Origin of the sequence: Pseudoruegeria sp. HB172150, from assembly GCF_013184805.1 — a bacterium.
Taxonomy (GTDB): domain Bacteria; phylum Pseudomonadota; class Alphaproteobacteria; order Rhodobacterales; family Rhodobacteraceae; genus Psychromarinibacter.
Window position 1 is genome coordinate 242,476 of record NZ_JAATNG010000005.1, and the last position, 13,109, is coordinate 255,584.

General features: G+C 64.1%; 15 protein-coding genes. 8 read left to right on the top strand and 7 right to left on the bottom strand.

Annotated elements, in window-relative coordinates:
• Positions 1-69 precede the first annotated feature (69 nt).
• Entirely contained in the window at positions 70-1,503 is a 1,434-nt protein-coding gene (locus tag HCO70_RS19880) for an FAD-linked oxidase C-terminal domain-containing protein (RefSeq protein WP_172299456.1), read from the top strand.
• Positions 1,504-1,587: 84 nt separating this feature from the next.
• Here HCO70_RS19880 and HCO70_RS19885 read toward each other — a convergent pair whose 3' ends face one another.
• Positions 1,588-1,773: a hypothetical protein gene (locus HCO70_RS19885; protein WP_172299458.1), complete on the bottom strand. Its 186-nt coding sequence runs from the start codon at positions 1,771-1,773 to the stop codon at positions 1,588-1,590.
• A 245-nt stretch (positions 1,774-2,018) separates the two neighbouring features.
• Between HCO70_RS19885 and HCO70_RS19890 the strand changes: the two genes are divergently transcribed.
• The 5 genes from HCO70_RS19890 (at position 2,019) to HCO70_RS19910 (ending at position 7,050) form a co-directional block, all read left to right on the top strand.
• Positions 2,019-3,158 carry an FAD-binding protein gene (locus tag HCO70_RS19890; RefSeq protein WP_172299686.1) on the top strand — a complete coding sequence of 380 codons (1,140 nt, stop codon included), beginning with the start codon at positions 2,019-2,021 and terminating at the stop codon, positions 3,156-3,158.
• Between the two features lie 5 nt (positions 3,159-3,163).
• Positions 3,164-4,453 (top strand): glycolate oxidase subunit GlcF, encoded by a 1,290-nt coding sequence (gene glcF, locus HCO70_RS19895; protein ID WP_172299460.1) that lies wholly within the window; start codon positions 3,164-3,166, stop codon positions 4,451-4,453.
• Positions 4,454-4,522: 69 nt separating this feature from the next.
• A complete protein-coding gene (locus HCO70_RS19900; RefSeq protein ID WP_172299462.1) occupies positions 4,523-5,341 on the top strand; it encodes a trypsin-like serine protease in 819 nt (272 codons plus the stop codon).
• A complete protein-coding gene (locus tag HCO70_RS19905; protein ID WP_371742280.1) occupies positions 5,338-6,156 on the top strand; it encodes a serine protease in 819 nt (272 codons plus the stop codon). Before HCO70_RS19900 ends, HCO70_RS19905 begins: the two co-directional genes overlap by 4 nt.
• Before the next feature lie 423 nt (positions 6,157-6,579).
• Complete coding sequence (locus HCO70_RS19910; protein ID WP_172299464.1) at positions 6,580-7,050, top strand: Hsp20 family protein; 471 nt, start codon at positions 6,580-6,582, stop codon at positions 7,048-7,050.
• A gap of 53 nt (positions 7,051-7,103) precedes the next feature.
• Here the strand turns inward: HCO70_RS19910 and HCO70_RS19915 are convergent, their stop codons facing one another.
• Positions 7,104-7,859, bottom strand: coding sequence for a metallophosphoesterase (locus HCO70_RS19915; RefSeq protein ID WP_172299466.1), 756 nt, complete (start codon positions 7,857-7,859; stop codon positions 7,104-7,106).
• Between the two features lie 93 nt (positions 7,860-7,952).
• Here HCO70_RS19915 and HCO70_RS19920 point away from each other — a divergent pair, with 93 nt between their 5' ends.
• Entirely contained in the window at positions 7,953-8,285 is a 333-nt protein-coding gene (locus HCO70_RS19920; RefSeq protein ID WP_172299468.1) for a helix-turn-helix transcriptional regulator, read from the top strand.
• Between the two features lie 8 nt (positions 8,286-8,293).
• Positions 8,294-8,809: an arsenate reductase ArsC gene (locus tag HCO70_RS19925; RefSeq protein WP_172299470.1), complete on the top strand. Its 516-nt coding sequence runs from the start codon at positions 8,294-8,296 to the stop codon at positions 8,807-8,809.
• Between the two features lie 221 nt (positions 8,810-9,030).
• Here the strand turns inward: HCO70_RS19925 and HCO70_RS19930 are convergent, their stop codons facing one another.
• The 5 genes from HCO70_RS19930 to pgsA all read right to left on the bottom strand — a co-directional run bounded on the left by HCO70_RS19930 (position 9,031) and on the right by pgsA (position 13,098).
• Entirely contained in the window at positions 9,031-11,049 is a 2,019-nt protein-coding gene (locus tag HCO70_RS19930; RefSeq protein ID WP_172299472.1) for a VWA domain-containing protein, read from the bottom strand.
• Positions 11,046-11,585: an RNA polymerase sigma factor gene (locus tag HCO70_RS19935; protein WP_172299474.1), complete on the bottom strand. Its 540-nt coding sequence runs from the start codon at positions 11,583-11,585 to the stop codon at positions 11,046-11,048. The genes HCO70_RS19930 and HCO70_RS19935 overlap by 4 nt, the downstream gene beginning before the upstream one ends.
• Positions 11,586-11,724: 139 nt before the next feature.
• Entirely contained in the window at positions 11,725-12,162 is a 438-nt protein-coding gene (locus HCO70_RS19940; RefSeq protein WP_172299476.1) for a molybdenum cofactor biosynthesis protein MoaE, read from the bottom strand.
• A gap of 1 nt (position 12,163) precedes the next feature.
• Entirely contained in the window at positions 12,164-12,412 is a 249-nt protein-coding gene (gene moaD, locus HCO70_RS19945; protein ID WP_172299478.1) for a molybdopterin converting factor subunit 1, read from the bottom strand.
• The gene (pgsA, locus tag HCO70_RS19950) at positions 12,409-13,098 is read right to left on the bottom strand and encodes a CDP-diacylglycerol--glycerol-3-phosphate 3-phosphatidyltransferase (RefSeq protein ID WP_172299480.1); all 690 of its coding nucleotides are present in this window, start codon (positions 13,096-13,098) and stop codon (positions 12,409-12,411) included. The genes moaD and pgsA overlap by 4 nt, the downstream gene beginning before the upstream one ends.
• Positions 13,099-13,109: the final 11 nt, after the last annotated feature.

The window sequence follows — 13,109 nt, forward strand, 5'->3', positions numbered from 1 at the left end:
CGGGGCGGCCATTCTTGCCAGTTCGCCGGTGCGAGTCTATTCCATTGGAACCCGAGGGAGACTCTGATCATGGAGATGCCGGAACCGCGCGGCGACGTGCTGGCGAAGAAGGCGCATCTGGTGGCCCGGCTGCAGGCGGTGCTGCCCGAGGATGCGGTGATCCACGAGGAACACGAAACGCGAGCCTATGAATGCGACGCGCTGACGGCCTATCGCTGCCCGCCTTTGGCGGCAGTGCTGCCGACCTCGACCGAGGAGGTCTCGGCGGTTCTGAAGATCTGCCACGAAGAAGGCGTTCCGGTGGTGCCCCGCGGATCGGGTACCTCGCTTGCGGGCGGCGCGCTGCCGACGGCGGACAGCGTGATTCTGGGCGTGGCGCGGCTGAACGGGGTGCTGGAGACGGACTACGCCAACCGCTTTATCCGGGTTCAGACGGGGCGCACGAACCTGGGCGTGACCGGTGCGGTGGAGGAAGAGGATTTCTTTTACGCGCCCGACCCGTCGTCGCAGCTGGCCTGCGCCATCGCCGGGAACATCGCGATGAATTCCGGCGGGGCGCATTGCCTGAAATACGGCGTCACGACGAATAACCTGCTGGGCGTGACGGCGGTGCTGATGGACGGCACCGTGGTCGAGATCGGCGGCGCACATCTGGATGCGGGCGGGCTGGACCTGTTGGGGCTGATCTGCGGGTCCGAGGGGCAACTGGCCGTTGTCACCGAGGCGACGCTGCGGATCCTGCGCAAGCCGGAAGGCGCGCGGCCGGTGCTGATGGGTTACGACAGTTCCGAAGTGGCGGGGCAGGTTGTCTCGGACATCATCCGCGCCGGCATCCTGCCGGTGGCCATCGAGTTCATGGACCGGCCCTGCATCCGCGCCTGCGAAGCCTTTGCCCATGCCGGGTACCCGGATTGCGAGGCGCTGCTGATCGTCGAGGTCGAGGGCTCGACAGAGGAAATCGACGCTCAGCTCGCCGTGATCCTGGAAATCGCGCGGAAACACAATCCGGTAGAACTGCGCGAAAGCGGTTCGGCCGAGGAGAGCGCGCGGATCTGGCTGGGGCGGAAATCGGCATTCGGCGCGATGGGGCAGATCAACGATTACATGTGCCTCGACGGTACGATACCGGTGGACAAGCTTCCGTTGGTTCTGCGCCGTATCGGCGAGATGTCGAAGGAGTATGGGCTTGAGGTTGCTAACGTCTTCCACGCCGGCGACGGCAACATGCATCCGCTGATCCTTTTCAATGCCAACCTGCCCGGACAGCTTGAGAAATGCGAGGCCTTCGGCGCCGACATCCTGCGGCTCTGTGTCGAGGTTGGCGGCTGCCTGACCGGAGAGCATGGCGTGGGGATCGAAAAGCGGGACCTGATGTTGGACCAGTACGATCCGGTGGACCTGGAGGCGCAGATGCGGGTGAAGGACGTGTTCGATCCGGCTTGGCTCCTGAACCCGGCGAAGGTGTTTCCGCTGGCGGCGAGCGATCCGCGGCGGGCTGCGTGACAGGAAGGTTGGGCCGGGTTGGCTGACGTTTTTCTTGAAGAGACAGGAGGATGGCGGGGGGACCGCGCAGGACGATTCGTGCCGTTATCGAATGACGTGCGGGCTGCTGATCGTCTGGCCCTGGTTTCTCGGTGCCCCGGCCTGGGCCGACATGTTCCGGCCCTCCGGCATGGTCATGACGATGAAGCGCGCGCCGTTGGTACCGCTGAAGCTGAGCTTCGACTGCGTCGTCTCTGGTACGCCGGTGGAGTTCCCGAACGACATCCGCATCACCAACCGCTACAACTTCGTCACCGGCGCGGTGCAAGTGGCCTATTCCGCCCCCTTCGGCAATCACGGCACGGCCTACCTGCCCGCGCTTGGTCCGGGGCAGTCGGTCTATGTCGCGAATGCGATACCGGGCGGCTATCCCGCCGGCGCCCCCTGCTACACAAAGCAGAAGCAATGCGGCCCTTTTGCGTGCTGCCGGAGGCTTCGCGCTCCGGCAGCACGCGAATACTCGCGGGGCCGGCATGATCGCGCCAGCCTCCGAAACCGAACTGGCCGAGGCGATCTCTGCCGCCAACGCCCCCATGTCGATCCGCGGCGGCGGCACACGCCTGCAGGCTCCCCCCGACGGCACGCCGCTCACTACATCAGGTCTGACTGGCATCACCCTCTACGAACCAGGTGCGCTGACCCTCGTCGCCCGCGCCGGGACGCCCTTGTCCGAGATCATCACAGCACTGGAAGCCGAAGGCCAGCGTCTGCCATTCGAACCGCCCAATATGCGAAACTTGCTCGGGACCGAGGGCACGCCGACTATCGGCGGCGTCTTTGCCGCCAACGCCTCCGGCCCGCGGCGGATCAACGGCGGTGCGGCGCGGGATTACCTGCTGGGCGTCCGCTTCGTCGATGGGGCGGGGCAGGTGATCAAGAACGGCGGGCGGGTGATGAAGAATGTCACCGGTTACGATCTGGTCAAGCTGATGGCGGGCAGTTGGGGCACTCTCGGCGTGTTGACCGAAGTGTCGCTGAAGGTGCTGGCCCGGCCAGAGGCCGAAGCGACGTTGATCGCCCGCGGCATGGACCCGGTGCAGGGCGTCGCGGCTCTGTCGGCGGCGCTCGGCTCACCCTTCGATGTAAGCGGCGCTGCCCATCTGGGCGCGGGCGTCGCCGGAGTGGCGCGGACGCAAGTGCGCGTCGAAGGCATGAGTGGCTCGGTCATCTATCGCTGCGGGCGGCTGCTGGAATTGCTGCCGGGGTTCGAGGTGATCGAAGGCGGGGCCAGCGCGGCGCTGTGGGAAGAGGTTCGTGATGTGGCGCCCTTCGCGGGCCGCAAAGGTGCCGTGTGGCGTGTCTCGGTGAAGCCCGGCGACGGACCGGTCCTGAGCGACGCGCTGCTGACCGCCGGGGTGGACCATGCGGCGATCTTCGACTGGGGCGGCGGTCTGGTGTGGCTCTTGACTGATGAGACGAACGACGCGGGCGCAGCCTCGATCCGGCAGCAGATCGTGGCGCTGGGCGGGCATGCGACGCTGGTGCGCGGCGGCGAGGCGCTGCGCGGGCGGGTGCCGATGTTCCAGCCGCAGCCGGCGCCGCTGGCGGCGATATCCCGCGGGCTGCGCGACAGGTTCGACCCGCGCGGCATCCTGAACCCGGGGCTGATGGGCTAGACGCGATGCAGACGAATTTCACCGAAGCGCAACTGAAGGATCCCGGCATCGCCCGTGCCAACGAGATCCTGCGCGCCTGCGTGCATTGCGGGTTCTGTACCGCGACCTGCCCGACCTATCAGGTGCTGGGCGACGAGTTGGACAGCCCGCGCGGCCGCATCTACCTGATCAAGGACATGCTGGAGAACGACCGCCCCGCCGACGCGAAGACGGTCAAGCATATCGACCGCTGCCTGTCCTGCCTGTCCTGCATGACGACCTGTCCGTCCGGTGTGCATTACATGCACCTCGTCGACCATGCCCGCGCGCATATCGAGAGAACGTACAGGCGCCCTGCCGCCGAACGTGCGCTACGTTGGGTGCTCAGCCGGGTTCTGCCCTATCCGGGCCGTTTCCGCCTGGCGCTGCTGGGCGCCAAGATCGGCCGTCCGCTACGCCGCCTGATTCCCGACCCGCGTCTGCGCGCGATGCTGGAAATGGCGCCAAAGCATATCCCGCCGGTCAGCCGCAACGACGACCCGCAGGTCTTTCCGGCCAGGGGAGAGCGGAAGCAGCGCGTGGCGCTGATGACCGGCTGCGCGCAGCGGGCGCTGAACACCGACATCAACGACGCGACGATCCGTCTTTTGACCCGGCTCGGCTGCGAGGTGGTCGTGGCGCGCGGCATGGGCTGCTGCGGCGCCCTCGTGCATCACATGGGGCGCGAAGACGAAAGCCACGCCGCTGCGGCTGGGAACATCCACGCCTGGATGTCCGAAGACCGGGCGGCAGGGCTGGACGCGATCGTCATCAACACATCGGGCTGCGGTACGACGGTGAAGGACTATGGCCACATGTTCCGCAATGACCCGATGGCGGCGGATGCGGCGCGGGTCTCGGCGCTGGCGGTGGATGTCAGCGAACTGCTTATGCAACTGGACATCCCCGAAGGCGCGACGAAGAACCTACGAGTAGCCTATCACGCCGCCTGCTCGCTGCAGCACGGCCAGAAGGTCATGTCGGCGCCGAAGACACTACTGAAGCGTGCCGGGTTCGAAGTGGTGGAGCCCGCCGACCCGCATCTCTGCTGCGGTTCTGCCGGGACGTACAACCTGATGCAGCCCGAGATTTCCGGGAAGCTGAAAGAGCGCAAGGTGCGGACGCTGGAAGCCAAGGCGCCGGATGTGATTTCAGCCGGCAATATCGGCTGCATGATGCAGATCGGCTCGGGCACGGATGTGCCGATTGTCCACACCGTGGAACTGCTGGACTGGGCGACGGGCGGGCCCAAGCCGCCATCATTGATCCGCAATTGAGCCAGAAACCGCCGCATTTCAGCCGCGGAATCTGGCTAACCAAGTGTTCGGGACAAAGTGGAAGTCGCCATGAAACGCAGCTTATTGTTTCTGATATTGCTTGTAATGCTGGCCAGTCAGGGCCGAGCGGGCACCGAATCCGAGCTGCGCAAGCTGCTGACCGGAGACGATAGCCGGGGGTGGCATGCGGTCGGGCGATTGAATTTCGGCACTGTCAGCTTCTGCACCGGGGCGCTGATCGCGCCCGACATGGTCCTGACTGCCGCCCATTGCATGTACGACCCGACCACCGGCCAGCGCATCCCCGATGCGGAGATCGAGTTCCTCGCCGACTGGCGCGGCGGGCGTGCAGCCGCTTATCGCGGTGTTCGGCGGTCGGTGGTGCATCCGGATTACACCGCGCTGGGCGACGATTACATCCGGCGTGTTTCCTATGATCTTGCACTGCTTCAGCTCGACCAGCCGATCCGCAACGGCTCGATCAGGCCGTTCAGTATGCATCCGCACCCACGCGCCGGAGACGAGGTCGGCGTCGTCAGTTATGCGTTCGACCGAGCTGACAGCCCGTCGCTGCAAGAGGTCTGCCATATTTTAGAGGCGCATGGCGCGTCGCTGATCATGAGCTGCGAGGTCGATTTCGGTTCTTCCGGCGCCCCGGTCTTCGTATTGCAGGGCGGCGAGGCGCAGATCGTCTCTGTCGTTTCGGCAAAGGCCGAGCTGCGCGGCGAACCGGTGTCGCTAGGTATGACGCTAGAGAAGCCGATGGCAGACCTGCTGGCGCTGGTCGAAAGCAACGATGGTGTGTTCGACAGGCCGAAGCCGGTGGTGCGGCGACTGACGCTTGAGGCCACCCAGGGAAGTACTGGCGCGAAGTTCGTGCGCCCGTGACGTACATCAGCGGGATACGGATTGCGCTGAGCCTGTGCCTCGCGGCACTGGCGACGCCGGCAATAGCACAGAATACCGGCTTGATCCGGCTAACCGACCGCGACGATCTGTTCGGCTACGAGGCCATCGGGCGCCTTGAAGTCGGGAAAAGCGGCTATTGCACCGGCGTGCTGATCTCAACAGACTTGGTGTTGACCGCCGCGCATTGCGTGATGGACCGTTCCGGAAAACGTTATGGCACCGAACTGCAATTCCGCGCCGGGTTGCGTGACGGAGTGGCTGTGGCAGAGCGAGCAGCACTGCGCACCGTGGTTCATCCCAGCTACGATCCTGCCGACCCTGCCGCACAGCGTGTCCTTTACGATGCGGCGCTGGTGCAGCTGGACGCACCGATCCCGTCGGCGACTGCCGCACCCTTTCTTGTCTCCGAACCTTCCGGCAAGGGCAGCGAGATCAGCGTCGTCTCCTATGCCCGCGGCCGCGACGAGGCATTGTCACGACAGGCGGTGTGTGGGTTGCTCTGGCGCTACAAGGGGCTTTTGTCGTTCGATTGCGATGTGACCTTCGGCGCCTCGGGCGCGCCGGTTTTCGAGCTGACCGGTCGCCGGGCGCGGATCGTGTCGCTGATATCCTCCGGTTTCCGCGAAGGTGGGCGAAGCATTTCCTACGGCATGGAATTGCCGGCGCTGGTAGGGCGGCTGAAACGGCAGCTTGCCAGCGGTGAGGGCGTTCACCCCAACAAACCAATACTGGATGCCCGGCGCATTAGGGTCGGCGACAGCACGGGCACCGGCGCTAAATTTGTACGACCCTGAGCTTGGCGCCAAGCAAGTGCAGTTGCATTGGAACTACCGTCCGGGTTGTCGCAAAGCTGCATCCGGAGGGCGGTCGCAGGGAAAAGCGATTTCAGACCGAGCAATCCTGCCGCGCCGTCGCCGAGACTTGAAGGCTAATCAAAATCCAGATCGGAAACGGCAAGACGCCTCCTTGCGAATAAGCGGCGGAATGGTGATTGCAGGCTGAAGTGAAGGTAGCAGCTCTAATGGCCTGGCAGCTGGAAGATCCTGCGATCACAGTGTGTTGTCTGCGCAGAGCCACCTAACCCGATAGGGACTTGAAATCGAGTTTTCCCTACCCAAATCTGGATCAGCCGGATGCCCACAAGGGGCCGGCGATCAGCGGTCCGTCCCTAGTGGAGGGCCAAACATACATAGTTGTCGCTCAATGGAGGATGACCCGTGCGTAACTACGATCTTGCACCGCTTTACCGTGCGACCGTCGGCTTTGACCGTATCGCCGACCTGATGGACCGGGTGCTAACCAATGATGTCGCCCAGCCCGGCTACCCGCCCTACAACATCGAAAAAACCGACGAGAGCGCCTATCGCATCTCGCTTGCCGTTGCCGGATTCACCGACGAGGAACTCTCGGTTGAGGTCCGCGAAAACGCGCTGATCGTATCGGCTCGCAAGGCCGAGGATACGACGGATCGCACCTACCTGCACCGTGGCATCGCGACTCGCGCCTTCGAACGCAAGTTCCAGCTTGCCGACCATATCCGCGTGACCGGTGCAGTCCATGAGAACGGTATGCTGCATATTGACCTCGTGCGCGAAGTGCCCGAGGCGCTGAAACCGCGGCAGATCGCGATCAGCAATGGAAAATCCGTCGACATGAAAGCCGTTGAAGCGGAGCAAGTCGAGGCGTAACCGTCCTTTCGGATCATGTGTCGAAGGCGCGCTCTGCGGGGCGCGCCCTTTTGCTAGGTCTTGATCCAGCCGGTTTCGAGCATCGCGGCCCAGTCGTCGCGGCCTTCGCGCCGCGCCATTTCTGACATGCGCGAGGGATCATACGGCACAAGGCGGAAATTGACTCGCCAGCTGTCGCCTTTGCGTTCCAGTATCGCATAGTTGGCATCGGGCGTGCCGGCTTCGACCGCGTGGGGATAGGGCGTGTCATCGGTATAGCCTGGGACACCGACACTTCCGGGGTTCACGATCAACCGCCCGTCGGTGAGCCGGACGGCGCGGGGCAGGTGGGTATGTGCGCAGAGGATGACCTTGTGCGCACTGCTCCCCGCCAGTTCCGCGATCCCCTTGTGCGGCCGGCGGATCAGCGCGCCGTCGGGTCGTACCTCTTCCAGGAAATAGGTTTCGTCGTCCTGCGGAGTCGCGTGACACAGCAGCACTTCCCCCATCTCGGCCACCGGCGGCAGTGTTTCGAGCCAGTCAATGTGCCTTGGCTGCAGTTGGCGGTAAGCAGTGGCATCGGTCCGGTGCATCTCGGCCGGCAGATGTTCGATTAAGTAGCGGTCATGGTTTCCGCGTATGCAGGTCATCGGGCGAGAAAGCAGAATCTCGGCCGTTTCCGCCGCCGCCAATGGACTGCTCAGGTGGTCGCCGAGGTTGACGATTTCGGCGTTACCCAGCGCGTCGATATCTGCGAGGACTGCGGTGAGGGCGTCGGCGTTGCCATGAATATCCGCAATGACGGCCAGTCTGTCGGGTGTAATATCCATGTCGGGCAGTAGGACGGAATTGCCGGCGGCCCGCAAGCGGATAGCGTTACTCCGTTATTGACATGAAATCAAAATATCATGTAATCATGAAGTATGGATAAAAATCGTGCTCTCTCCGCCTTCGCCGCGCTTAGCCAATCGACCCGTTTGGATGCGTTCCGCCTGCTGATCGCCGCCGGGGGGAAGGGCATGCTTGCCGGAGAGATCGGCGACGCGCTGGACGTGCGTCAGAATACGATGTCCGCGAACCTGTCGGTGCTGACACAGGCGGGGCTGCTGCGCAACCAGCGCGAGGGACGCGCCGTGCGCTATTTTGCCGATCTGAACGGTGTGCGGGGTTTGCTGGGGTACCTGATGGAAGACTGTTGCGGCGGACATCCGGAGCTTTGCCGCAATTTCATTGAGAAGATCGATCTGGCCTGTTGAGGTATGTCATGGCTGAAAAAGTGAAAAACGTTCTATTCCTCTGCACCGGCAATTCGGCGCGCTCGCTGATGGCCGAGGCGATCTTGAACCGCGAGGGTCGCGGCCGGTTCCGCGCATTTTCGGCCGGTTCGCAACCCAAGGACGCGCCTCATCCCTACACGCTGGATCTGCTGAAACGGCTGAACTATCCGACCGAGGGCACCCGTTCTAAGAGCTGGGACGAATTTGCCGGGCAGGATGCACCAGAGATGAGCTTCGTTTTCACCGTCTGCGACCGCGCTGCAGCCGAGCCATGCCCGCTGTGGCCCGGCCAACCGATGACGGCGCATTGGGGTGTACCGGACCCGGTGCGTGCAGAAGGTAACGAGGCTGAAAAGCGGCTTGCCTTCTCCAACGCCTACCGAGTTCTGAACACCCGTATCGGTATCTTTACGTCGCTTCCGATGGAGTCCCTCGACCGTCTGAGCCTGCAGAAGCGGCTCGACGAGATCGGTCAGACGCAGCAGGAGCCCGAGCACGGCTAAGGGCTCAGTTGACACTCTCACGCACAATTCGGCCCGGAGCGGTGTACGCTCCGGGTCGGCGCGTCGCCGGGCTGTATCAGGTAGCCGGTTAGGTGGTGCCGGCGGCGCGTGGGAATGAGCCCTCTCCCGAGGACAAGTCGGGGGAGGGGCCGTTGCCCGGCGGGTGGGCGTTGCAAAGCCGCGGCGGGGGAGAGATTGGAACCGCGGCCATGTCTTTCGGGTTACTGCGACAGGCTTTTGGCCAGCCGCATCAGTTCCACCGCCTGCCGGCGATAGCCGAACGGATCCTCGCCGATGGCAGAGTTCGCCAGGTCGATAGCGTACTCATAGGACCAGTCGCCGGTATAGGCGCTGTCCTTCAGAAGCTGCCCGAACCCGGCGATGGCGGCGGCAAAGCGGGTGTCGGGCGTCACGGTTCCCATGCCTTCGGTGATCGGCACCTCGATCAGCTGGCTGGCGTCCTCGCCGGGCGCCTTGTAGCGCATCCTGAGGAACGCCAACTCGCCGTCATCCGACGCCGCCGGTGCTACGGAACTGGCGCCATAGCGCAGTGGATCGTTCAGCACCGCGGGCGAGCCCACCGGCGTGATCTCGTAGATCGCCGTCACCGAATGCCCGGCACCGATCTCGCCTGCATCGACCTTGTCGTTGTTGAAATCCTCGCGCCGCAGCGCGCGGGTCTCGTAACCGATCAGCCGGTACTCGGCTACTTTGGCGGGGTTGAACTCCACCTGGATCTTCACGTCGTTAGCAATCGGGAACAGCGCACCGGTCAGCTGATCGACTAGCACCTTCCGCGCCTCGCTCAGCGTGTCGATATAGGCGGCCGTTCCGTTGCCGTTCTGCGCCAGCGCCTGCATCGTCGCATCGTCCAGATTGCCCCGGCCAAAGCCGAGAACCGACAGGTAGGTTCCACTGTCGCGCTTGTCGGCGATGAAATCCTTCAGCGCCTCAGGCTCGTAGATCCCGACGTTGAAATCCCCGTCGGTCGCCAGGATCACGCGTGTCACCTCGCCGTCATCCGCCATGCTCTCGGCCACGGAATAGGCCTGCAGCAGCCCCTGCTGCCCGGCGGTCGATCCGCCCGCCTCCAGCGTCTCAAGCGACGCCAGGATCTTGTCGCGCTCACCCGCCGGCGTCGCCTCCAGCGCCAGCCCGGCAGAGCCCGCATAGGTCACGATGGCCACCTGATCCTCCGGCCGAAGTTCGCTCAGCATCAGCCTGAAGCTCTGCTTCAGCAGTGGCAGCTTGTTGGCGTCCTGCATCGACCCGGACGTGTCGATCAGAAAGACGAGGTTCAGCGGCGGACGATCCTCGACTGCCGGCATCTCGCCCTGCAGGCCGATGGTCATCAGCTGCGTGTCCGGATTCCACGGCGTCTCTGCCAGCGTGACTGTCGGCCGGAATGGGCCTTCACCGGCCGCAGGCGCGGGGTAATCGTAGGGGAAGTAGTTCACCATTTCCTCGATCCGCACCGCGTCGGCAGGCGGCAATATGCCCGACATCAGCGAGTTGCGGACGATGGCATAACTCGCCGTGTCGACGTCGATGGAGAAGGTTGAAACTGGTTCCTCGGTGACGACCTTCACCGGGTTGTCGTCGTCTTTGGCGAAGGTCTCGGTGTTCGGCTCCTCGGGACGCACGGCATCCGCCGGGGCCGGCGCGACGATTCCGCCAATCACCTTGCCGGCCGGAGCTGAACGCATCTCAGAAGCCGCGCCGGCCAGCGGAGAGACGCTAGGCGACGGCGACGGCGGCGGCGCATAAAGGGTGCCATCAGAAATCTCTGCCATCGACGGCGCCACAATGATCGTCTCTTCCATCTCGACCGGCGCTTCCTCGGCAATATCCGCCTCCGAAACCGCATCATCCAGATCCGCAGCTGCCTCATCCGCCACGGCGCGTTCCCGCGTTTCCAGTTCGGGCTGTTCCAGCCCGCCCAGCGGCGAGGGCACGTCCCGCAATACGGGCAGCAGGGCAACGACGCCCACGGCGACAAGCGCGGTGGTCGCGGTCAACGCGGGGCGCGAGGTCAATGTGTTCAGCATATGTCTTACTCCTGTGGCAATGCCCGCCCATCCTTTCGGGCGGTCAGAAGTAGGACGTGCGCCGTCCGTCGATCCTTGGGCGCGGTCGAAAATTTTCTGCGCGTCGTCCTGATTGCGGGTCTTGCGGTCGGCATCCGGCTCCGGCGTTGCGCGTTCGAAGGCGCGCTTCAGATCGTCAAGCGGGTCACTCATGCACTCAGCTCCTCATCCCGCATGGCCTTCAGCCGCTTGCGGATTTCCGAAAGCCGCCAGCTGGCGGTCCCCTCGGATATGCCAAGCGCCTCGGCGGCCTCGGCATGTGTCATCTCGTCCCCCATGGTCAGCGCCGCGGTGTCTCGCAGATCCTCCGGCAGCGCCGCCATCGCCGTCTGAAGCCAGTCCAGCCCCTCGGCGGTGTCGTCGGCCGCGGCACGCCGGTTCCGTTCCCAGTCGCCCCAGCCATCGGATGCCTTCGTCCGGCTCGCCGCGCGGCGCCGCGCATCATGCGCGGCATTCACCGCGACCCGGTAGAGCCAGGTGGAAAACTTCGCATCGCCCCGGAACCCGCTCAGCTTCGCGGGCAGCGCCAGGCAGATGTCCTGCGTCAGGTCCTCCGCCCCGTCACGCGTCCCGGTCAGGCGAAAGCAGACCCGGAACAGCCCGTCGTAATGCCGCGCCAGAAGCGCCGCGAACGCCTCGCGGTCGCCGCCCGCCGCGGCCAGGGCCAGCCCCGTATCGCCTGTTTCCATGCGCATCACATTGGATAGGACGCAGCCCGCAGGTCAATCCTTGGGCGTGGAACTGAAAAAATCTGGATCTTGTTATGGCCAAGAACATCCCAAGGAGGTCTGGGGGAGACAACTTCCCCCGGCGCCTGCCGCATCCCAGTTACCAGCGGTTCAGCGCGTCCTCGTCTTCGTCCTTCGCCGCGACCCAGTCCGCACCTGCGTCGGTCACTTCGCATTTCCAGAACGGCGCGCGGGACTTCAGGTAGTCCATCAGGAATTCCGCCGCTGCGAAGGCGTCGCCGCGATGTCCGGCGGCGGTGATAACCATCATGATCTGCTCACCCGGCGCCAGATGGCCAAACCGATGGATCACAAGGCAGTCCTTTAGGCCCCAGCGCTCCATCGCCTCCACCTCGATCTCTGCAATCGCCTTCTCGGTCATGCCCGGGTAATGCTCGATCTCCATGGCCCGCAGCCCGCCGTCGTCGCGCACGACGCCGGTAAAACTGACAACCGCGCCAATGTCGGTTCGTTCGGCGGCGAATGCCGTCAGCTCTGCACCCGGATCGAACGGATCGGACTGCACCCGAACCGCCATCTCAGCCCCCGGTCATCGGCGGGAAAAAGGCGATCTCGCGCACGCCAGCGAGCGGGGCATCGAAATCCGACAACTCCTGGTCCAGCGCCACGCGCAGCGCTGATACATCGGCAAAGGCCGCCTCATACCGCGCCTCGCGAGCCTTCAGTTCCGCGACCAGCCCGGCAACAGTTTCGGCCGAGGTCTCAACCTTTTCCTTCGACAGGCCGATCCGTTCGCGGACCCAGGCGAAATAGAGCACGTCGATCATGTCTTTTCCTCGTCCTGGAAGAACGGCAGCGATTTCCGGAAATAATCCCAGCCGGTAATCAGTGTCAGCGCTGCCGCGATCCACAGCAGGACGACGCCGGCCCACCAAGTGTACCAGGCGGCGGCGAAAATCCCGACAAGTCCCGCTTCGTCCGGCGCCGACCCTTCAAGGATGGCTGCGACCGTCGCCCGGTCCATGCCTTCTGTTTGCTGAATCATGTTGTGCTCGAAGATACCCTTCGCGAACAGCACCGCGATGGCCACCATTTGCGCTGTCGTCTTCCACTTCGCGAGCTTCGTCACCTTCAGCGTCGCCGCATAGGAGCCAAGGAATTCCCGCAGCCCCGAGACAAAGACCTCGCGGAACAGGATAACCGTGGCGGGCAGCAGGATCCACGGATCCATCCCGTCCGGCCGGCCGATGCCGGAGAATGCAGTGATCACCAACAGTGCGATAACCACCATCGCCTTGTCAGCGATCGGGTCCAGCATTGCGCCAAATCGCGACTCCTGTTTCCACAAGCGAGCAAGATAGCCGTCGAACCAGTCGGTCACCGCAGCGCCGATGAAAAGCAGCATCGCCAGCCAGTCGGCCCAGGGGCGGACGAAATAGAGGAACATCACCGCGACACCGGGCGCGGCGAGCAGGCGCAGGACCGTCAGGATATTCGGGATCGTCCAGCTCATGACGTCTTCCT